Source organism: Saccharopolyspora sp. NPDC049357, from assembly GCF_040677225.1.
GTDB lineage: Bacteria > Actinomycetota > Actinomycetes > Mycobacteriales > Pseudonocardiaceae > Saccharopolyspora.
On record NZ_JBFAQJ010000002.1, the window covers coordinates 164,099 to 184,885 of the forward strand.

The following is a 20,787-nucleotide window of genomic DNA, read 5'->3' on the forward strand; positions in this document are numbered from 1 at the left end:
AATTCGCCAAGTGGGTTCGCCGTCGCACCTGCATCTGCATGATGTGATCTGTGCCGTTCACGCCAGGGTTGCGCGCGCAGGAGGTCGCTCCGCGATGACGTCGATCCCGCACCTGATCGCGCGGGTGCGCCCTGAGTTCGCGCGCAGCGAGCAGGACAAGTCCTGTCACTTCTTCCCGCTCCCGAACGGTGACCCGCTGCCCGATACCCTGCGCGCCTACTGCGGTTTCAGCATCGCCCCCGGCCAGGCCGAGGCTCTGGACGGGCCCGCGGGGATGCCGTGCCTGGGCTGCTTGATGGCCGCGGCGCTGTCCGACTGAACCCCCGGATCCGTCCGGGTGAACCATTGCCGTCCCGATCTACGTGTGATCCACCGGACCGCACCGCCGAGTTTCACTCAGAGTTGTTCTCTCAAAGACTACGATTCATCCCATGAGGTCATGAGAGAGTGCATGGCGGCGCTTGAACGGGGAACCGGCAGCTCACCGTGCATCGCTACCCCGTCAGGCCCACGCGATCGAGTGACCGTCGCTGTGGGGGCGATCAATGCAAGGCTGGACAGGGAGTCAGGGACAACAGGTCGAGATGAACACGCAGCAGCCGAGTCGACCGGTCATCACACCGGCTATGCGGGAACAGGCCAAGAAGCAGCCCAACACCTGGCTGTACGTGGTCGACCCGATCTTCACCGACCCCAACGCCGAAGTGCCGCCGTGGGGTTTCATCGGCGGTTACCGCGTCGACGAGCAAGGTGAGATCACCGACGACTTCTCCCCCAACCCGAACTACCGGCCCTCGCCCGTGGCGCTGCGGCTGCCCGCGCCGACCAACGACGTCGAGCGCGCGCTGCAGCTGACCACCACCGGGTACGCGCAGGGCCACTCCCTGCTCGCCGCGATGCTCGACTCCGAGCTGATCCTGTTCGCCCAGCCGCAGGGCAGCGGGCTGTTCACGATGGAGCACGAGTCGGGCCGCCGCCAGCTGCAGGTGTTCACCTCCGAGGGCTTCCTGCCGCCGAACTGGACGACCTGGCAGCGCATGACCGGGCGGCAGCTGGCGACCAACCAGCTGACCGGCGTCGACCTGCAGATCAACCCCACCAGTCCGGTCAAGGCCCGGATGCCCGGTGAGGACCTGGTCAAGATCGCCGCGTCGGTCCCGCCGAAGCCGGCGGGCGTTCCGATGTCGCCGCCCGCGGGCACGCTCATGCCTCCGGTCCCCGCGGCAAGCCCGGTCTCGCCACCCGCAGGCACCCCGATGTCACCGCCCGCGGGAACACCGGTCTCGCCGCCCGCCGGGATGCCGGCGCCCACCGCCACTCCCGCGGTCCCGGTCGGTCCCGCGACCCCGATCGTTCCCCAGCCCCCGGCCGCTCCGGCGGACCCGGCCGAGACCGAGTTCGGCCGCCGGTTCCTGGGCTCGATGCTGGCCGGGGCGATCGGTGACGCGCTGGGCGCGCCGGTGGAGTTCTACCCGATCGACCAGATCCGCAGCCGCTTCGGCGAGGACGGCGTCACCGAGTACGACCGCAGCGGCGAGCACCCGGGCGAGTTCACCGACGACACCCAGCTGACGCTGTTCACGCTGGAAGGGCTGATCCGCGCGCACAGCCTGGCCCGCAGCGGCGACTCCGCCGGTCCGCTGCCCGCCGTCCAGCTGGCCTACCAGCGCTGGCTGCACACCCAGGGCTACGCGTGGATGCGGTCGGCCGGGCCGTTCGCGGCCAAGCACCCCAAGGCCAACGGCTGGCTGATCGAGCAGTCCGACCTGTTCGCCGTGCGCGCGCCGAACAGCGGATCCATCAGCGCGCTCCGCGAGTTCGCCTCGGTGGGAGCTCCCGGCACGTTCGAGCGGCCGATCAACGACTCCGACGACTGCGGTGGCGTGGTCCGCGCCGCCCCGGTCGCGCTGTGGTCGGACGACCCGCGCTCGGTCTTCGAGCTCGCGGCCGCCACCGCCGCGCTGACCCACTCCCAGCCCAACGCCTACCTGCCCGCCGGTGTGCTGGCGGTGCTGGTGCACCGGCTGCTGCGCGAGGAGTCGCTGCCCTCGGCGCTGAAGCAGGCCCGCGAACTGCTGGCCGCCTACCGCGATCACGAGGACACCGAACGCGCGCTGCAGGCCGCCGAAGACCTCGCCGAGAAGGGCAAACCCACTCCCGAGCAGCTCAAGGACACCCTCGGCAGCGGCTGGGCCGGGCACGAGGCGCTGGCCATCGCGGTGTGCGCGGCGCTGTGCACCGACACCGTCGCCGACGCTCTGATGCTCGCGATCAACCACTCCGGCGACAGCGACTCGACGGCCTCGATCTGCGGCAACATCGTCGGCGCCCGCAACGGGGCCGCCGCGCTGCCCGGCGTGTGGCTGCGCGACCTGCGGCAGCGCGAGGTCGTCGAGTCGCTGGTCAAGGACGGACTGCTGGAGTTCCGGGGCACCCCGCCCACCGGGGACGCGTGGGCCAAGCGCTACCCCGCCTCCGGCGACGTCTCCGACCTTGACTTCGCCTCGTCGCTTCCCCGCGCCGAGAGCCCGGCTGAGAGCGCGGAGGCGCCGGCGGAGACCGACGAGGCGGAGGACGCCGCGCCCGAGGTGGAGTCCGAACCGGAAGTGGCCGCCCCGCAGGTCGAATCCGTCGTCTCCCCACCGGAATCGGCCGCACCGCCACCGCCGTCCTCCCCGGAAGACCTGCGCACGCAGCGGATCCTCGGGATGCTGCTGGGCGCCGCCGCCGGTGACGCGCTCGGCTTCCCCATCGAGGCCGACTCGCTGGCCGAGATCCGCGCGAAGTACGGCGACTCCGGACTCATCGACTACGTCGACGGACACCACCCGGCCGGGTCGATCAGCGACGAGACCCAGCTGACCGCGTTCACCGCCGAAGGACTCATCCGCGCCTCGACCGCGCGCCGCGAGAACGGGTCCGCCGACCCGGCGGCCCACGTGCAGCAGGCGTACCAGCGCTGGCTGCACACCCAGGGCGTCGAGTGGGCCGAGGCCGGGGGCAGCGCGGAGGAACCGGACGGCTGGCTGGTCGGCCAGCGCGAGCTGTTCGACCGCCGCGTCCGCGGCATGACCACGATGCAGGCGCTGCGCGGCTTCGCGGGCGGCAACGAGCCGGGTTCGCTGGACAAGCCGCCGAACGACGCGGCCGACTGGGGCGCGGTGATGCGCGCGGCTCCGGCGGCCCTGTGGTCGGACGACCCGTCCGAGGCGTTCCGCACCGGGGCCCGCACCGCGCTGCTCACCCACGGCCACGTCAGCGCCTACCTGCCCGCCGGTTCTCTCGCCGTGCTGGTGCACCAGCTGCTGGCCGACCGCTCGCTGCCGCAGGCGGTGGACCGCACGCTCCTCGAACTGTCCGAATGGGACGGTCACGAGGAGACGATCATCGCGCTGCGCAAGGCCGTCGAGCTGGCCGCGACCGGCACGCCGACGCCGGAGCAGATCGAGGAGGCCTTCGGCACCGCGCATTCGGGCGCCCAGGTGCTGGCGATCGCGGTGTGCGCGGCGCTGACCCACCCGGAGTCGTTCCCGGAGGCGTTGGTGCTGGCCGCCAACCACTCCGGCGCCAGCGACTCCACCGCGTCGATCTGCGGCGGGATCATGGGCGCGGCGCACACCGCCTCCGCGATCCCGCAGCACTGGCAGGACAAGCTGGAACTGCGCGAGACCCTGGAGTTCCTGGCCGCCGACGCGGACCTGGAGTTCGGCCCCAACCCGCCGTCCGGTCAGCTGTGGGCGGCGCGCTACCCGGTGCCCGAGGAGCAGCCGGTCGAGGCGGAACCCGAGGAAGTGGTCGCGGCCGAGGAGGAACCCGAACCGGAAGCGGCCGAGCCGGAAGCGACCACGCCAGAACCCGGCGAGCCGGAACCTTCCACGCCGGAAGCGGCGGAGGAAGCGACGGCCGCGGCCGAGGAAGCCCCCGCCGACAAGGACGACTCCGACGACGGGTTGTCCGACGAGGAACTGCGGTTGCTGCTGGCGTGGCGCAAGTTCCGCGACAACGACGACGGCAACGGCAACGCCGACCTCACCCACGGCCTGCACAAGCTCCTGGTGGAGGCGTTCGGCGAGGAGCGCGCGGCGCAGCTCATCGGCGAGTCCGCCGCCGAGGAAGTCGAGGTCGAGGACGAGGTCGAAGCCGTCGAGGAGGAGCAGGTCCGGCCCAGCCGCCGCGACCGGCTCGCCGGCTGCGTGCTCGGCAGCGCCGCGGGTGATGCCCTCGGCGCGCCCTGGATGTTCAGCGACCTGCTCACCACGCTGCGCGAGAACCCCGACGGGGTGCGCGCGCACGCCGAGCTGTTCGGCCGCCTCGGCGCCGCCACCGCCTACACGCAGCAGACCGCGTTCGTGCTGGCCGCGCTGAGCGGGGAGAACCCCGACCGGCCGTCGTTGGTGCGGGCCTCGCTGCGGGACTGGGTGCGCACCCAAGGCGGTCGGCCGACCCCGGACGGCGGCGGCAAGCTCAGCGACGTGGAACCCCTTCGCGCGCAGCGATTCCCGGACGAGGCGACGCTGACCGCGGTGGCCCGCTGGGGCGACCGGGCTGAGAACCCGACGCCGGGCAACCCGCCGAACGACGCCCGCAACGCCGCCGCCACCGTGCGCGGGGCCGTGGTCGGTTTCGAAGCCACCGATCCGGCCGAGGCGATCACGCTGGGCGCCGGCATCGGCGTGCTCACCCACGGCCACCCGGACGGTTACCTGCCGGCGGCCGCGCTCGCGGGCCTGGTGTGCGCGTTGGACGGCGGCCGGACGCTGATCGAGGCCGTGCAGTCGGTGCTGGCCGAACTCGACCGGATGGAGGGCGCCGAGAACACCGCGCGCGGCCTGCGCGCCGCGGTGGAGATCGCCACCGGCGGTCCCGTGTCGCCGACGGTGCTGGAGTCGCTGGGCCTGGGCTGGCACGCACCGGAAGCACTGGCCATCGCGGTCGTCGCGGCGCTGTCGCACCCGAACTCGGTGGCCGACGCGATCTCGCTCGCGGCCACGCACGCGGGCAACAGCGCGGCGACGGCGGCGATCTGCGGCGCCCTGATGGGCACCGCGCGCGGCGTCGAGGAGCTGCCCGAGGAGTGGGTCGACGGGCTGGAACTGCGGGAGGTCCTGGATCGTCTGCTGGCCGAGATGGATGTCTCCGAGGTCGAGGCGCCCGAGCCCCAACCCGCCGCCAACAGCGCCGGATAAGCCGCAGTGGACGAACGCGGGCTCGACGAGGACGAACGCGCGCTGCTGGCCGCATGTCGGCGGGACCCGGTGGAACGCCGGCTGCTGACGGTCTGGCGGCACTGGGAGAGCCATCCCGCGACCCGTCCGCTGTGGGCCGCTGAGCTGCAGCAGCGGATCGCGGCGGCTTCGGACGAGACGGCCCCGGCGACCGGGCTGGCCGACCGCGCCGGTGCCCTGCCCGGTTCCTCGGCCCGCGTGCTGGGCATGCTGCTCGGGGGCGCGGTCGGCGAGTTCGCCGCGCTCGGCCGCGTCGGTCAGCGCACCGGTGCACTGCTGTTCGTGCTGGAAGGGCTGATCCGCGCGCACACGCAGCTGCGGTCGACGGTTTCCGGCGAACCGACCTCGGCGGCGCTGGCGGCGTTGCGCCGCTGGCTGCACACCCGGGGTGTGCCGTGGCGGGACTGCGGCGGCGACTCACCCCGGCCGAGCGGTTTCCTGGTCGCCGAGCGAGGTCTGCACGATCCGGCGACCGATGAGCCGACGCTGCTGACCTCGGCGGCGAAGCTCGTCGCCGGGCATCCGCAGGGCACCCGGCAGCAGCCGATCAACAGCGCGGACACGGCCACCGCCGTCCCGTTCGGGGCGCTGGCCGCGCTGTGGTCGGGCGACCCGGGCGCGGTGTTCGCGCTCGGCGGTGATCTGGCCGCGCTCACCCACGGGCATCCGCACGGGCACAGCCCCGCCAGCGTGCTGGGCACGACGACGCTGTGGCTGCTGCGCGGGCACGACCTGGAAACCTCGCTGCGCCAGGGCATTTCCGGGTGGCAGTCGGGCCGCACCGCGCTCGGTGACGCCCTGCGGCTGGGACTGCTCAGCCCGGCGGGCTTCCGCCCCGGACCCGCGCACCTGGGCGCGAACCGCAGCGGGCTCGGTGCACTCGCCGTCGCCGCGCGCGTGGCGCTGGCCTGCGAGGACGACTTCGCTGCCGCCATCGCATCAGCGGCCGAGCACGACGGGGACACCGCGACCACAGCGATGCTGTGCGGGCAGCTGCTCGGCGCGCTGCGCGGCCCCACCGCGATCCCCGCGGAACTGCTGGAGACGTTGCCGATCCTCGGCGTGATCGAGCGCCTGGGCCGGGACGCGGCGACCGAGTTCGGCCCCGAGCCCGACGAGTCCGCCGCGTGGGAGAACCGCTACCCCGCCGACGATTCCACGCCGACCGCCGCTGCCGGGACGTCGGACTACCGGACCGGGCTGACCGGGGTGCCGCGACTGGCCGTATCGCGGGACCGGTTCCTCGGCGCGGTGCTGGGCTGCGCGGTCGGCGAGGCGTTGGGGATGCCGGTCGCCTCCGACAGCTGGGACGAGATCCGCGCGCGTCACGGCGCCGACGGGCTCACCGAGTACGTGCCCGCCGGGCATCCGTCAGGACGGCTCGGCAGCGACACCCAGCTGCTGCTGTTCTCGGTCGAGGGCGTGCTGCGGGCCAACGTCGCTCGCCGCGCGGGCGAGACCGACGACCCGATCCGGCATCTGCAGCACGCCTACCAGCGCTGGCTGCACACCCAGCACCTGAGCTGGCCGCGGGCGGCGGGCGATTTCCTCCGCGAGGCACCGGAACCGGACGGCTGGCTGGTCCAGCAGCGAGCGCTGTTCCAGACCCGCAACCCGGGCCGGACCATGATGCGCACGCTGATCGCCTTCGCCAAGGGCCAGCAGCCGATGGGCACCCCCGAGAAGCCGGCCAGCGACTCGGCGGGCAGCGGCGCGATCATGCGCGCGGTACCGGCGGCCCTGTGGTCCGACGACCCGTCGCAGGTGTTCGCGCTGGGCATGCGCAGCGCCGCGCTCACCCACGGCCACCCCACCGCCCTGCTCAGCGCGGGCGCGCTCGGGTTCATGACGTCCAAGCTGCTGGTCGGAGAGCCGCTCGCCGAGGCGGTCACCGGCGCTCTGGCGGAACTCGCCCCGCACACCGGCCACGAGGAGGTCACCCGCCGCCTCACCGCCGCCAAGGACCTCTCCGGCGGCGCCCGCCTGACCCCGGACGAGCTGGAACGCGAACTCGGCACGGCGGGCACGGCCGCCGAAGCCCTCGCCATCGGCACCTACGCGGCGCTGGCCGCCGACGGCGACTTCGACACCGCCCTGCCGATCGCCGCCAACCACTCCGGCAACAGCTCCACCACCACGGCCGTCGCCGGAGCCCTCACCGCGGCCACCACCGGCGCCGCGAAGATCCCCCAGCGCTGGACCGCGGAGCTCGAACTCCACGACGTCATCACCCGGATCACCCAGGACGCCACCCAGGAGTTCGGTCCTCGCCCGCCCACCTGGGACGCCCGCTACCCACCCACCTGATCCGGGGCTGGGGCGTGGGTCTCCGGGTGTGGCGCAAGAGGTGCGGGGCTGGTTAACGTCTCCGGCATGGATGAGCTCGTGCACTTCGAGGTGGCCGACGGGGTCGGAACGATCACCCTGGATTCGCCGCACAACCGCAACGCCCTGTCCGCCCAGCTCCGCCGGGAGCTCAAGGGACACCTGGACGCCGCGACGAACGACGACGCGGTGCGCGTGATCGTCCTGGCGCACACCGGCAAGGTGTTCTGCGCCGGCATGGATCTCAAGGAGTCCCGCTCGGCGGATTCCGATCAGCAGGGCGTCAACGAGTTCCCGGCGCTGCTGGAGCAGATCTGGACCAGTCCGAAGCCGGTCGTGGCCAAGGTCGCCGGACCCGCTCGCGCGGGGGGTGTGGGGCTCGTCGCGGCCTGCGACATCGCGGTGGCGGCCGAGAGCGCCACGTTCGCCTTCACCGAGGTCCGCATCGGCGTGGTCCCGGCGGTCATCTCGGTGACGGTGCTCCCCCGGCTCAACGCCCGCCAGGCGCACGAGCTCTTCCTCACCGGCGAGACCTTCGACGGCCGGCGCGCCGCGGAGATCGGCCTGCTCAACTCCGCCGTCCCGGCCGACGATCTGGACTCGGAGGTCAAGCGCTACACCGACATGCTGGCGCTCGGCGGACCCACCGCCTTGGCCGCCACGAAGAACATGCTCACCAGCCAGCGGCCGGAATCGATGACCGACGACTTCGCCGAGATGCTGCAGCTGTCGGCCCGGCACTTCGCGGGCGAGGAGGGCCAGGAGGGCATCACGGCGTTCGCGGAGAAGCGCAAGCCCGGCTGGGTCCCGGAAGCGCTGAGGTGAACGGTGGTCAGTGGCGCCGCTGCGGCGCCACTGACCATCCGCATCCAGTATTACGAGCGACTGCTGCTCAAGATCGGGTCAGCACCGCGGTGAAGCGGCGCCCGCACATGGGGCGCTCCGCCGCGTCGCGCAGGACCGAGTTGATGCCGTTGAACGCCTTGGGGTCGTGGTCGGCGAGGTCCTGGAACCCGGACCAGATCAGGACGTGCTCGCCTTCGGGCAGCCAGGACAGGTCGGTCAGGCAGTCGAAGAGGGAGTCCAGGTTCCGCCCGGCCCACTCGGGGAAGTCGAGGACGGCGGCGATGCCGTCGAGGGTGGTGCGCTTGCTGGTCAGGTCGACGCCGTCGAGGACGTGGGCGGTCGCACCTCGCTCCTCGGCCGTGATGACGGCCTCGCGAGCCGTGATGTCGGCGCCCGGCTGATCACTCACCGGCTGCTCCTTCCGCAACCTGCTGGCCAGTTTCGCTCCGAACATGGCACTCAACCCGCCGTATCCACAACCACGAACGATTCGTAGTGATCACCGGTGTAGTACACCTCGTCCTGACCACCCGTGACCAGTCGGCGCGCGCCGCGATCCTTCGAGCCCGGGGTCGGCACGGTGTACTCGTGGTAGTAGCCGGACTTCTGCTGGGGCAGCTCGCCTTCGCGGTTGCCGAACACCGAGCCGTCCTTGCCCGGGTACGGGAACGGCCCGCCCTTGACGATGAGCTGGTAGGTCTTGCCCGTCTCGGGCGGCAGCTTCGACAGCTGCTCGACCTGCAGTCCGGACTGGGCGGCACCGGGCACCTCGGTGCTCGGCGAGTCGGCGACGACGTCCTTGCCGAACCACCCGAGCACGACCAGGGCGATCAGCCCGACCAACGCGGACGAAATGCGCTTGCGCGAGCTCACGCCGTCTTTCCCCTCCGCCCGGTCTCACCGTCGTGGCCGACCTGCGGTTCGGCGCCGCGCACGCGGGTGAACTTGGCGCCGAGCCCGTCCACCGCGCGGTCGACGACTCGCGCCACCCCCCAGCACAACGGCACCAGTACCGCAAGGACCAGGGCGACCTGCAGCGGATAGACGAGCTGCACCAACCACAGCTCGACGCCGTCGTACCACTCGACCAGCAACTCCAACACAACGCGCAGCGTACGCGCGCCACCACCGCGCTGCGCGCACCCCCGGCGCGCACGCGTGGCACCTTCCTGAGCCAGATCGGTTGCACCGTGTGCCACAGTGGTGCCATGATGGCATCATGGACCTCACGACGTACGTCGACAACCTGCGCCGCGACCTCGCCGTGGCCGCCGAAGCCGGTGGTGACGAGGCGCGGGAGCTCGCCGAACGGCTCACCGCCCCGCTGGAATCGGCCGTCCGGCTGACGCTGTTCAACGCGCTGTCGGCCGCTGCCGACGAGATCACCAGCGATCTCGCCCCCGGCTCGGTCGAGGTGCGGCTGCGCGGCGGCGAGCCCGGCTTCGTCGTGACACCGCCGGCCCACACCGAGGACGCCGAAGACGAGGCCACCCCGGCACCACCGGCCCCGGAGACCGACGAGGGCGCGATGTCGCGGATCAACCTGCGACTGCCGGAATCCCTCAAGAACCGCGTCGAGGAAGCCGCCGCCGCGCAGCACCTGTCGGTCAACGCCTGGCTGGTGCGCGCCGCCGCAGCAGCGCTCGACGGCGACCGACCACGCGCCCGGCCGCACGGCAAGGTCGGCCAGCGCTTCACCGGCTGGGTGCGCTGAGGCGCTTCCCCACCTGACTCACCACACGTCTCCGACCAGCGGAGACGCTCATCCACCACCCTTGGAGGGCACCGCCATGCCTGAATTCGACACTCCCGAGCCGATCGCGGCGACCATTGAACTCGCGTGGGGCACCGCGCGGATCCTCGCCACCGACGCCGCGCGCACCACCGTCGACGTCCGGCCCACCGACGCGGCGACCAAGGCCGACGTGACGACCGCGGAGAACACCGACGTCTCCTTCGCCGCCGGAACCCTGCAGGTCAAGGGGCCGAAATCACGCGGCCTGTTCACCAAGCCGGGATCGGTCGAGATCACCGTCGAACTGCCCGCGGGCTCCAGCCTGAACGGGCAGGCCGGCGCCGGCTCCTTCGCGACCGAAGGCCGGCTCGGCGACACCCGGATCAAGACGGCGATGGGCAGCATCGACGTCGACGAGACCGGGGCGCTGAAGGCCGACACCGCAGGTGGGCGCGTCACCGCCCGGCACATCGCGGGCAACGCGGAGGTGAGCACCGGGACCGGCGAGGTCGAGCTGCACCGCATCGACGGCACCGCCGTGGTGAAGAACTCCAACGGCGCGACGCGGCTCGGCGAGGTCGGCGGTGCCCTGCGGCTCAAGGCCGCCAACGGCGACATCACCGTGCAGCGCTCGCTGGCCGACGTCGAGGCGCGGACCGCCAACGGCAGCGTCCGCATCGACGAGATCGTGCGCGGTTCGGTGCAGCTGGCGACCTCGCTCGGCGACCTGCGCATCGGCATCCGGCCCGGCACCACCGCGTGGCTGGACCTCGACGCCAAGCACGGCCGCGTCCACAACAACATGGACCACGCGGACGAACCCGATCCCGACGCGGAGACCGCCGAGGTGCACGCCCGCACCGGCTTCGGCGACGTAACCGTCCGACGAACGGAGATGGTGCGATGACCTGCCCGGCCGAGAAGTGGGAAATCGACCCCGGCAAGTTCTGGATGCGCGGCGCAGCACCGGAATCTCCGGTGCGCTTCGACGACGAGACCGGGGTGTGGAACGTCTACGGCCACGCCGAGGCCGTGCAGGCGCTCGGCGACCCGGGCGCGTTCTCCTCCGACATCGCCCGAGTGCTGCGGATGGAGGGCGAGAACCCCTTGCAGGAGGGCAATCTCCTCCAGCTCGACCCGCCCCGGCACCGCGAGCTGCGCAACCTCGTCAGCCGCGCGTTCACGCCGAAGGTCGTCAACGACCTGGAACCTCGGATCGCGGAGCTGACGGCGGAACTCCTCGAACCCCTCGGTGACGAGTTCGACCTGATCTCCGCGCTCGCCCACCCACTGCCGGTGATCGTCATCGCCGAACTGCTCGGCGTGCCGGCCGGTGATCGCGCGCAGTTCCGGACCTGGGCCGACGGCCTGCTGACGACCGAGGCCGAGTTCAACGCGCGGGAGATCGACACCGAGAGCGACGAGGCCGCCAGGCAGCTGCGGATGGTCACCGAGATGCGCGACTACCTGCTCGGCCACGCCGCCGAACGACGACGCCGACCCCGCCGGGACCTGCTGACCGACCTGGTCCAGGCCGAGGTCGACGGCGAGCGGCTCAGCGACGACGAGATCGTCAACTTCGCCAGCGTTCTGCTGCTGGCCGGCCACATCACCACGACCCTGCTGCTCGGCAACACCGTGCTGTGCCTGGACGAGCACCCGGACCAGCTCGCGGCGGTGCGCGACGACCGTGCGCTGCTGCCGAGCGCGATCGAGGAATCGCTGCGCTACCTCAGCCCGTTCGCCGTCGTCTACCGCGCGACCACGCGGGCCACCGAGATCGGCGAGCTAGAGGTGCCCGCCGACCAGGTGATCGCCGTGCGGCTCAGCGCCGCCAACTGGGACGCGCGCCGCTTCGACTCCCCTGCGACCTTCGACGTCCGCCGGGACCCCAACCCGCACCTGGGGTTCGGCCGGGGCATCCACTTCTGCCTCGGCGCACCCCTGGCGAGGCTGGAGGGCAGGATCGCCCTCGGCCTGCTCCTGGACCACTTCCCGCAGTTGAGCACGGATCCGCGACGTCCGCCGACGTTCATGCGGTCGTACGACATCAACGGCGTGAACGAGCTCCCGCTGCTGAGCGGTGTCAGGAGCCGGAGTGCTCGCGGATGGACTTGATGATGGCGCCGAAGTCCTGGCCGCCTCCGCCCTCCTCGTTGAAGCGGCGGTAGAGGTCCGTGGCGAGACGGCCGATGGACGCGTCGGTGCCCGACTGCTCCGCCGCGGAGAGCGCGAGGTTGAGGTCCTTGAGCATCAGGGCCGCCGCGAAACCGGGCTCGTAGTCGTGGTTCGCGCGGCTGGTCTCCACCAGGTCGGGAACCGGGCAGTTCGTGGTCAGCGCCCAGCACTGGCCGGTGGAGACCGCAGCGACGTCGTAGAGCGCCTCGTGCGAGAGGCCGAGGCGCTCACCGAGCACGAACGCCTCGCTGACCGCGATCATCGAAGCGCCCAGGATGAGGTTGTTGCACATCTTGGTGACCTGGCCGTTGCCGGGACCACCGCAGTGGATCACCTTGCGCGCCATCGGCTCCAAGACGCTCTCGGCGCGCTGGAAGTCGGCTTCGGACCCGCCGACCATGAACGTCAGGGTTCCCGCCTCGGCACCGGCCGTACCACCGGAGACGGGTGCGTCGATGCTGCCGAAACCGGCTTCCTGCGCGCGCTGGTGCGCGGCGCGCGCGTCAGCGACGTCCACAGTGGAGGAATCGACCAGCAGCGCACCGGAGGCCGCGTTGGGCAGCACCTCGTCGTAGGCGTCCAGCAGGTGCTTGCCGCTGGGCAGCATGGTGATCACCGCGTCCGCCCCGCGGACCGCGTCCGCGATCGAGGACACCGTGGTCACGCCGTTGTCCGCGGCGGCGGCCAGGGCGGCCGGGACGAGGTCGTAGCCCTGCACGGTGTGGCCGGCCTTGACGAGGTTCGCCGACATCGGACCGCCCATGTGACCGAGTCCGATGAAACCGATGACAGCCATTGTCACTACCTTTCTGCTCGAACTTCCGCCAAGACCGGCGACTCCGCGCTCAGCCGAACAGCTTCGGCTCGTCGGAGGCCGGTTCGAAGAACTTCTGCACCCGGGATTCGTCCACTTCGGACAGAGTCGTGGGAGACCACTGCGGGTTGCGGTCCTTGTCGACCAGCGCGGCGCGCACGCCCTCGACGAAGTCGCCGATCCGCACGCACGCCATGGCCAGCCGGTACTCCAGGGTCAGCGCCTGCTCCAGCGAGTCGTACCCGCTGCGCATCGCGCGCAGGGTGACCTTGAGCGCCGTGGGCGACTTGGTCTCGATGGTCGTCGCGGCGTCCTGCGCGGCCTGCTCGGGACGGTCCCGCAGCCGGGCGAGAACGGACTCGACGTCGGAGCCCGCGTAGGCCGCGTCGATCCACTCCCGGTGCTCGGCCAGCGCCGGTTCGGGCACCGGCGCGGCGAAGGCCGCCAGCACCTCGTCCACGTCACCGCTGCTCAGGGCCTCGACGAGCTCCGGGAGCCGGGCGCTGTCGACGTAGTGGTCGGCCAGGTCGCAGTACAACGCGTCCGCGCCGCCCACCGCCCCACCGGTCAGCGCGAGGTGCGTGCCGAGCTCGCCGGGGGTGCGCGACATCAGGTAGGTGCCGCCGACGTCGGGGATGAAGCCGATGCCGGTCTCGGGCATCCCGACCTTGGATCGCTCGGTGACCACCCGGTGCGATCCGTGCGCGGTGATGCCGACACCCCCGCCCATGCAGATGCCGTCCATGATCCCCACGACCGGCTTGGGGTAGTTGGCCAGCGCGGAGTTGAGCCGGTACTCCTCGGTCCAGAACGCCGCGGGCAGCGACTCGTCACCGGCCTTGGCCGCGTCGTGCAGGGCGCGCACGTCGCCGCCGGCGCACAGACCGCGCTCGCCGGCGCCGTCGATCAGGATCGCCCTGATGTGCTCGGCGTCGCGCCACCGCTCGACCGCCTCGGTCATCTCCCGGACCATGCCGAGGGTCAGCGAGTTGAGGGCTTTCGGGCGGTTGAGCGTGATCCGCCCGAGCGAGCCGTTCTCACTCACCAGGATCTCGGACTCCGTCATGGTGCGAAACTCCATCGTTGTGCGAAGGCGCTGCCCCCGGGGCGGCGGTCAGGCCGCCAGCAGACCACGGGAGATGATCAGCCGCATGATTTCGTTGGTGCCTTCCAGGATCTGATGCACCCGCAGGTCGCGGACGATCTTCTCCAGGCCGTACTCGGCAAGGTATCCGTATCCACCGTGGATCTGAAGTGCCTCGTTGGCCACGGTGAACCCGGCGTCGGTGGCCAGTCGCTTGGCCATCGCGCACAACCGGGTGGCCGCCGGGTCCTTGGTGTCCAGCGCCCACGCCGCCCGCCACAGCAGCAGGCGTGCGGCCTCCAGCTCGGTGGCCATGTCGGCGAGCTTGAACTGCAAGGCCTCGAACTCGCTGAGCTTGGAGCCGAACGCGCTGCGCTCGCGCACGTATCCCAGCGACTTGTCCAGCGCGGCCTGCGCGCCGCCGAGCGAGCAGGCGCCGACGCTGAGCCGACCGCCGTCGAGCCCGGCCATGGCGATGCGGAACCCGATGCCCTCGTCGCCGAGCCGCTGATCAGCGGAGACGCGGACGCCGTCGAAGATAACCTGGCGCGTGGGCTGGGCGTTCCAGCCCATCTTCTTCTCGTTGGCCCCGAAGGACAGCCCCTCGGCTCCGGCCTCCACGACGAAGGTGGAGATGCCCTTGTGCCCCGGTTCTCCGGTGCGGGCCATCACCACGTAGACGTCGGAGCTGCCGCCACCGGAGATGAACTGCTTGACCCCGGTGAGCACGTAGTCGTCGCCGTCGCGGACCGCCCGGGTCTGCAGCGCGGCGGCGTCCGATCCCGCGCCGGGCTCGGTCAGGCAGTAGCTCGCGAGGCGTTCCATCGAGCACAGCCCCGGCAGCCAGCGCGCCCGCTGGGCGTCGCCGCCGAAGCGGTCGATCATGCCCGCGCACATGTTGTGGATGGAGATGTAGGCGGCGATCGACGGATCTCCGCTGGCCAGCGCCTCGAAGATCAGAACCGAGTCGAACCTGCTCAGGCCGCTGCCACCGAAGGCCTCGTCGACGTAGACGCCGCCGATACCGAGTTCCCCTGCTGCGCGCAGCGTCTCGACCGGGAAGTACTTGTCCTGGTCCCACTCCACGGCGTGCGGGGCGAGCTGGTCTTGGGCGAATTCCAGCGCGGCGTCACGGATGGCGCGCTGGTCGTCGGCGAGCTCGAAAGGCGAGCTCACCACTGCTGCGACGGACACGTCGACTCCCTCCTCGCGCTCGGACGGGGACCGGGATCACCGGCCCCCGCCCGCGCGATCAGTGCATCGTCGGGATGGTGAAGCTGGCGCCTTCCTTGAGTCCGGAGGGCCAGCGCGAAGTGACCGTCTTGGTCTTGGTGTAGAAGCGGATCGAGTCCGGACCGTGCTGGTTGAGGTCGCCGAATCCGGACCGCTTCCAGCCGCCGAAGGTGTGGTAGGCGATCGGCACCGGGATCGGCACGTTCACGCCGACCATGCCGGTGTTGACCCGGTTGACGAACTCGCGCGCGGCGTCGCCGTCGCGGGTGAAGATCGCGACGCCGTTGCCGTACTCGTTCTCGTTGGGCAGCCGCAGCGCTTCCTCGTAGTCGGCAGCCCGCACGATCGACAGCACCGGGCCGAAGATCTCCTCGCGGTAGATGCGCATCTCCGGCGTGACGTGGTCGAACAGCGAGGCGCCCATGAAGAAGCCGTCCTCGTTGCCTGCCAGCGAGAAGTCGCGCCCGTCGACCACCAGCTGCGCGCCCTCGTCGACGCCGGCGCCCACGAGGTCGTGCACCTTCTGCCACGCCTGCTTGGTCACCAGCGGGCCGAAGTCGGCGTCGGCGTCGAAGCTGGTGCCGACCTTGAGCCCCTGGATCTTCTCGACGAGCTTGTCGACCAGCGCGTTCGCGGTGGCCTCGCCGACCGGCACGGCCACCGAGATCGCCATGCAGCGCTCCCCCGCCGAGCCGTAGCCGGCGCCGATCAGCGCGTCGGCGACCTGGTCGAGGTCCGCGTCCGGCATGACGATCAGGTGGTTCTTGGCACCGCCGAAGCACTGCGCGCGCTTGCCGTGCGCCGCGGCGGTGGAATAGATGTACTCGGCGATGTCGGAGGACCCGACGAAGCCGATGGCCTCGACGCGCGGTTCGGTCAGCAGCGCGTCGACGGCGGTCTTGTCACCGTTGACGACGTTGAAGATCCCGGGCGGGCCTCCGGCCTCGATGAACAGCTCTGCCAGTCGCAGCGGTACCGAGGGGTCGCGCTCGGAGGGCTTGAGCACGAAGGCGTTGCCGCAGGCGATCGCCGGTGCCGCCTTCCAGAGCGGGATCATCGCCGGGAAGTTGAACGGCGTGATGCCCGCGACCACGCCCAGCGGCTGGCGCAGCGAGTAGACGTCGATGCCGGAGCCGACGCTGTCGCTGTACTCGCCCTTGAGCAGGTGCGGGACGCCGATCGCGAACTCGACGACCTCCAGGCCGCGCTGGATGTCGCCCTTGGCGTCGGCGACGGTCTTGCCGTGCTCGGAGGACAGCACGCGTGCCAGGTCCTCCATCTCGTCGTTGATCAGCTGCACGAACCGCATGAGCACGCGAGCCCGCTTCTGCGGGTTCATCGCGGCCCACGCCGGCTGCGCCGCAGCCGCGTTGTCGACAGCCGCCGTGACCTCGTCGGTCGAGGCCAGCGGCACCCTGGCCTGAACCAGGCCCGTGTTGGGGTCGAACACATCACCGAAGGAACCGGAGTTGCCCGGCACCCGCTTTCCACCGATGAAGTGCTCCAGCTCGCGTGTCATCTCGCACCGCACCTCCGCCGAACCGGCCATCGAAATACTAGGAAGCCAAACTGTTTGTAGCCCAATCTTTCCCACAAGGAACGCACGCACAACAGGGTGTGCCGCGTCACAGTATCGATTCTGCGCACTTCACGCCGTTTTATCCAGGCGCGAGGAGCACCACTTGAGGGACGTCTCGCGAGGACGAGCCGAGCCGAAGCGTCCCGGTCCGCGGGCACTGCGCGGAGCGCGAGGGCTGCCGCCGGCCGACGGCGGCGACGGAGCCGCGCGGATGCACGGCGCGAGGACTCAGGCCGTCGAGCCGTCTTCTCAGCGCCGGGCGCGCTCAGGCGGGGGTGCGGTGCGCGCGGGCGGTGTCGATCTTCGCCGCGACGGTGGCCCGCCACTTCTCCGGCAGGTGGGGCAGGCAGCCGGCGACGTGGTCGGCGAGGTCGTCGCGGCCGTGCATGGTCAGCGCGAAGACCTCCGCGACCTGGACGCCGTGATCGGGCTGGGACAGCACGCGGACCTCGTCGCCCGCGCTGATCTCGCCCGGCTGCTCGACGGCCAGGTAGGCGCCGGTGCGCCCGTGCTGGGTGAACCTCTTGACCAGGCCGGGGACGTCCCAGAAGCCGGCGAAGACGCGGCAGGGCTGCCGCGGTCCGGTCACCCGCAGCACTGCATCGCCGATCGCCCAGCGCTCGCCGATCAGCGCCGAGGTGCTGTCCACGCCGGTCAGCGTCAGGTTCTCGCCCGCGTTGCCCGCCACGAGGTCCTTGCCGAGCTCGGCCGACCAGTGCGCCAGCTCCTCGCCGTCGAAGGCGTAGGCGGCCTGGTACCAGGCGCCGTGGTGCTTGGTGTCGCACACCGCATCGCCCTGGACGCCGGTTTCGGTGAACAGCACCGGCGCGTCGGCGGGACGCTTGTCGATGCCGCTCTCGCCGAGGCGCCCGGCCCACTCCCCGGACCGCACGACTGCCAGGTTCACCGACGACACGACGCTCATGGCGATCAACCTACGTGACCTCTCCGAGCCGCCCCAACGGGTTTGAAGACCGCGAAGGTCACAGTCGTCCGGTGACCGCCTGCAGCGCTTCGCGCGCCTCGCGGCGCAGCAATCCGACCAGGTCGGCGGCGGGCATCGGGCGGGCGTGGGCGTAGCTCTGGCCCGCCCACATCGAGATCGCCTCGGCGTCGCCCGCCTTGCCCGCGGCGCCGCGCATCGGCTTGGTCAGGTTGTTCACCTGCGGATACGCCGCCGGGGCGTCCTGGTTGTCGAGCATGAAGCGGTTCACCAGACCGCGCGCGGGGCGACCGCTGAACGCCCGCGTGATGTCGGTCTGCCGCTGACCTTCGGCCATCTGGGCCCGTTGCGCCTGCGCGGTGCCCGCCTCGTCGCAGACCAGGAACGCGGTCCCCAGTTGCGCGGCGGTTGCTCCGGCCGTCAGCACGGCCGCGACGTCCGCGCCGTGCACCAGCCCGCCTGCGGCGATGACCGGCAGGTCCACCGCCGCGCGCACCGAGCGGATGGCCGGCAGCAGGCCGAGCAGCGGCCCGCCACCGGGCAGCTCGGGGTCGTCGTGGAACACGCCGCGGTGCCCGCCGGCCTCCATGCCCTGCACGCACACCGCGTCGGCGCCCACGCGTGCCGCCTGCCGGGCCTCGTCGGCGGTGGTCACGGTGACCACGACCTCCGATCCCACCGCGTGCAGCTGGTCCACGGTGGACGCTTCGGGAAGTCCGAAGGTGAACGACACCACCGGGATCCGCTCGTCGACGAGCCGCTGCACCTTGGCCGGGTACGAGTCGTCGTCCCAGTCGACCGAGCCCGGTTCCGCCCCGTACCTCCCGGCGGCCTCCGCGACCCGCGACCGGTAGTCGTCGAGGTCGACGTCCCTGCGCTCGCTGGGCACGAAGAGGTTCACGCCGAAGGGCTCGTCGGTGAGCGAGCGGATTCGCGCGATCTGCTCGACGAGCTTGTCCTCGGTCAGCATCGCGCCCGCCAGGAACCCCAGCGCCCCGGCTCCGCTCACCGCGGCGGCCAGCTCCGGCGTGCTGGGACCTCCGGCCATCGGCGCGGCCACCAGCGGAACCCTCGACTCGACGATCATGTTGAAAACGCTACCTCCGAACACTCCACCGCAGCACCCGCGTTCAACGATCCCGAACAGCGTCCGCGGACCCACCGTCAGGCAAGCACCGAAGGTGCTTCTCAGTACCCACCCGAGCAACTTGCACCGCCGGGGGTTCTGAGCCGTGCTGTGGCGAGCACGCCGCGACGCCGCGTATTCACACACTCAAGGAGTGGCGCGCGGAGTCCACAGCGCGGCACAGGTTCCCCACCCGCACCGCCAAGCAAAGGCGCCACGATCAAAAGACAAAAAAGTGAGCGGGAACCCGACGCCATGGGTTCCCGCTCACTCGCACCATTGCGATTTTTCCGACACCCCGCCACAGGGCCGCTGGTGCGTTCAGGGGGTGGCCGGCGCAGCAGGCGCGCCGGCCACCATCAACCACACGATCAGTGGAACTGCGAGGTCTCGGTCGAACCGGCCAGCGCGGTGGTCGACGAGTCCGGGTTGATTGCAGTGCTGATCGTGTCGAAGTAACCGGTACCGGCCTCGCGCTGGTGGCGAGTCGCGGTGTAACCGCGGTCTTCCGAGCCGAACTCCTTCTCCTGCAGCTCGACGTAGGCGGTCATGCCGTCGCTGGCGTAGCCCTTGGCCAGGTCGAACATGCTGTAGTTCAGGGCGTGGAAGCCCGCCAGGGTGATGAACTGGAACTTGAAGCCCATGTGGCCGAGCTCGCGCTGGAACTTGGCGATGGTGGCGTCGTCCAGGTTCTTCTTCCAGTTGAACGACGGCGAGCAGTTGTAGGCCAGCATCTGGTCCGGGTACTCGGACTTGACGGCCTCGGCGAACTTGCGGGCCATCTCCAGGTCCGGAGTACCGGTCTCCATCCAGATCAGGTCCGAGTACGGCGCGTACGCCTTGGCGCGGGCGATGCAGGGCTCGATGCCGTTGTTGACCTTGTAGAAGCCCTCGGCGGTGCGCTCACCGGTGAGGAACGGCTTGTCGCGGTCGTCGATGTCGCTGGTCAGCAGCGTCGCGGCCTCGGCGTCGGTACGCGCGATGACCAGGGACGGCACACCGGCGACGTCGGCGGCCAGACGGGCGGCGTTCAGCGTCTTGACGTGCTGGCTGGTGGGGATGAGCACCTTGCCACCCAGGTGACCGCACTTCTTCTCGGAAGCGAGCTGGTCCTCCCAGTGCACACCCGCGGCGCCGGCGCCGATCATGCCGCGCATCAGCTCGTAGGCGTTGAGGACACCACCGAAGCCGGCCTCGGCGTCGGCGACGATCGGGGCGAGCCAGTGGGTGTCCTCACCCTCGATGGCGCCACCCTCCGGGTCGAGCGCCTCGGCCCAGTTGATCTGGTCGGCGCGCTTGAGGGCGTTGTTGATGCGGCGGACGACCTGCGGGACCGAGTTGGCCGGGTACAGCGACTGGTCCGGGTAGGTCTCGCCCGCCAGGTTGGCGTCGGCGGCGACCTGCCAGCCGGACAGGTAGATGGCCTTGAGGCCCGCGCGGACCTGCTGGACCGCCTGGTTACCGGTCAGCGCGCCCAGCGAGTTGACGTAGTCGAGCTCGTGCAGCAGCTTCCACAGCCGCTCCGAGCCCTGGCGGGCCAGGGTGTGCTCTTCCTGCACCGAGCCGCGGAGGCGGACGACGGTCTCAGCCGAGTGCGTACGCTCGACGCCCTTCCAGCGCGGGTTGGTGTCCCAATCGCGCTGCAGCTCCTCAGCGGCCTTCTTCGCCTGCTCGCGGATGCTCATGATTTTTTCCCCTT

At 71.1% G+C, this 20,787-nt stretch carries 17 protein-coding genes; 7 read left to right on the forward strand and 10 right to left on the reverse strand.

The features are described 5' to 3' along the window. The first annotated feature begins 94 nt into the window (after positions 1–94). From AB0J91_RS02490 to AB0J91_RS02505, 4 genes are all read left to right on the forward strand, one after another. Positions 95–319 carry a hypothetical protein gene (locus AB0J91_RS02490; RefSeq protein WP_363792745.1) on the forward strand — a complete coding sequence of 75 codons (225 nt, stop codon included), beginning with the start codon at positions 95–97 and terminating at the stop codon, positions 317–319. Between the two features lie 307 nt (positions 320–626). Then, complete coding sequence (locus AB0J91_RS02495) at positions 627–5,186, forward strand: type VII secretion system-associated protein (RefSeq protein ID WP_363863322.1); 4,560 nt, start codon at positions 627–629, stop codon at positions 5,184–5,186. 6 nt (positions 5,187–5,192) lie between these two features. Beyond that, positions 5,193–7,532 (forward strand): ADP-ribosylglycohydrolase family protein, encoded by a 2,340-nt coding sequence (locus AB0J91_RS02500; protein WP_363863325.1) that lies wholly within the window; start codon positions 5,193–5,195, stop codon positions 7,530–7,532. A 66-nt stretch (positions 7,533–7,598) separates the two neighbouring features. Continuing rightward, positions 7,599–8,375 (forward strand): enoyl-CoA hydratase family protein, encoded by a 777-nt coding sequence (locus AB0J91_RS02505; RefSeq protein ID WP_363792751.1) that lies wholly within the window; start codon positions 7,599–7,601, stop codon positions 8,373–8,375. A gap of 67 nt (positions 8,376–8,442) precedes the next feature. Here the strand turns inward: AB0J91_RS02505 and AB0J91_RS02510 are convergent, their stop codons facing one another. From AB0J91_RS02510 to AB0J91_RS02520, 3 genes are read right to left on the reverse strand one after another with little or no spacing between them, the layout of a single operon-like run. Next, positions 8,443–8,850: a barstar family protein gene (locus tag AB0J91_RS02510; protein ID WP_363792753.1), complete on the reverse strand. Its 408-nt coding sequence runs from the start codon at positions 8,848–8,850 to the stop codon at positions 8,443–8,445. A gap of 5 nt (positions 8,851–8,855) precedes the next feature. Next, positions 8,856–9,269, reverse strand: coding sequence for a ribonuclease domain-containing protein (locus AB0J91_RS02515; protein ID WP_363863328.1), 414 nt, complete (start codon positions 9,267–9,269; stop codon positions 8,856–8,858). Next, positions 9,266–9,499 carry a hypothetical protein gene (locus tag AB0J91_RS02520; protein WP_363863331.1) on the reverse strand — a complete coding sequence of 78 codons (234 nt, stop codon included), beginning with the start codon at positions 9,497–9,499 and terminating at the stop codon, positions 9,266–9,268. The genes AB0J91_RS02515 and AB0J91_RS02520 overlap by 4 nt, the downstream gene beginning before the upstream one ends. 116 nt (positions 9,500–9,615) lie before the next feature. Here AB0J91_RS02520 and AB0J91_RS02525 point away from each other — a divergent pair, with 116 nt between their 5' ends. The 3 genes from AB0J91_RS02525 to AB0J91_RS02535 all read left to right on the forward strand — a co-directional run bounded on the left by AB0J91_RS02525 (position 9,616) and on the right by AB0J91_RS02535 (position 12,249). Beyond that, complete coding sequence (locus AB0J91_RS02525; protein WP_363863334.1) at positions 9,616–10,110, forward strand: toxin-antitoxin system HicB family antitoxin; 495 nt, start codon at positions 9,616–9,618, stop codon at positions 10,108–10,110. A 76-nt stretch (positions 10,111–10,186) separates the two neighbouring features. Further along, positions 10,187–11,038, forward strand: coding sequence for a DUF4097 family beta strand repeat-containing protein (locus AB0J91_RS02530; protein ID WP_363863337.1), 852 nt, complete (start codon positions 10,187–10,189; stop codon positions 11,036–11,038). Next, complete coding sequence (locus AB0J91_RS02535; RefSeq protein WP_363863340.1) at positions 11,035–12,249, forward strand: cytochrome P450; 1,215 nt, start codon at positions 11,035–11,037, stop codon at positions 12,247–12,249. Before AB0J91_RS02530 ends, AB0J91_RS02535 begins: the two co-directional genes overlap by 4 nt. On the opposite strand, the gene mmsB is transcribed toward AB0J91_RS02535, so the two are convergent. The 7 genes from mmsB to aceA all read right to left on the reverse strand — a co-directional run bounded on the left by mmsB (position 12,218) and on the right by aceA (position 20,773). After that, complete coding sequence (gene mmsB / locus AB0J91_RS02540; RefSeq protein WP_363863343.1) at positions 12,218–13,105, reverse strand: 3-hydroxyisobutyrate dehydrogenase; 888 nt, start codon at positions 13,103–13,105, stop codon at positions 12,218–12,220. The two genes, AB0J91_RS02535 and mmsB, sit on opposite strands and share 32 nt — an antisense overlap. A 49-nt stretch (positions 13,106–13,154) precedes the next feature. Beyond that, positions 13,155–14,189 carry an enoyl-CoA hydratase/isomerase family protein gene (locus AB0J91_RS02545; protein ID WP_363863346.1) on the reverse strand — a complete coding sequence of 345 codons (1,035 nt, stop codon included), beginning with the start codon at positions 14,187–14,189 and terminating at the stop codon, positions 13,155–13,157. 48 nt (positions 14,190–14,237) lie between these two features. Beyond that, positions 14,238–15,401, reverse strand: coding sequence for an acyl-CoA dehydrogenase family protein (locus AB0J91_RS02550; RefSeq protein WP_363863349.1), 1,164 nt, complete (start codon positions 15,399–15,401; stop codon positions 14,238–14,240). A 58-nt stretch (positions 15,402–15,459) separates the two neighbouring features. Further along, complete coding sequence (locus AB0J91_RS02555) at positions 15,460–16,959, reverse strand: CoA-acylating methylmalonate-semialdehyde dehydrogenase (RefSeq protein WP_363863352.1); 1,500 nt, start codon at positions 16,957–16,959, stop codon at positions 15,460–15,462. 325 nt (positions 16,960–17,284) lie between these two features. Next, on the reverse strand, positions 17,285–17,944 hold the full coding sequence (locus AB0J91_RS02560; RefSeq protein WP_363863355.1) for an MOSC domain-containing protein: 660 nt from the start codon (positions 17,942–17,944) through the stop codon (positions 17,285–17,287). A 58-nt stretch (positions 17,945–18,002) separates the two neighbouring features. Next, on the reverse strand, positions 18,003–19,049 hold the full coding sequence (locus AB0J91_RS02565; RefSeq protein ID WP_363863358.1) for a nitronate monooxygenase: 1,047 nt from the start codon (positions 19,047–19,049) through the stop codon (positions 18,003–18,005). Between the two features lie 410 nt (positions 19,050–19,459). Further along, a complete protein-coding gene (aceA, locus tag AB0J91_RS02570; protein ID WP_363863361.1) occupies positions 19,460–20,773 on the reverse strand; it encodes an isocitrate lyase in 1,314 nt (437 codons plus the stop codon). Positions 20,774–20,787 lie beyond the last annotated feature (14 nt).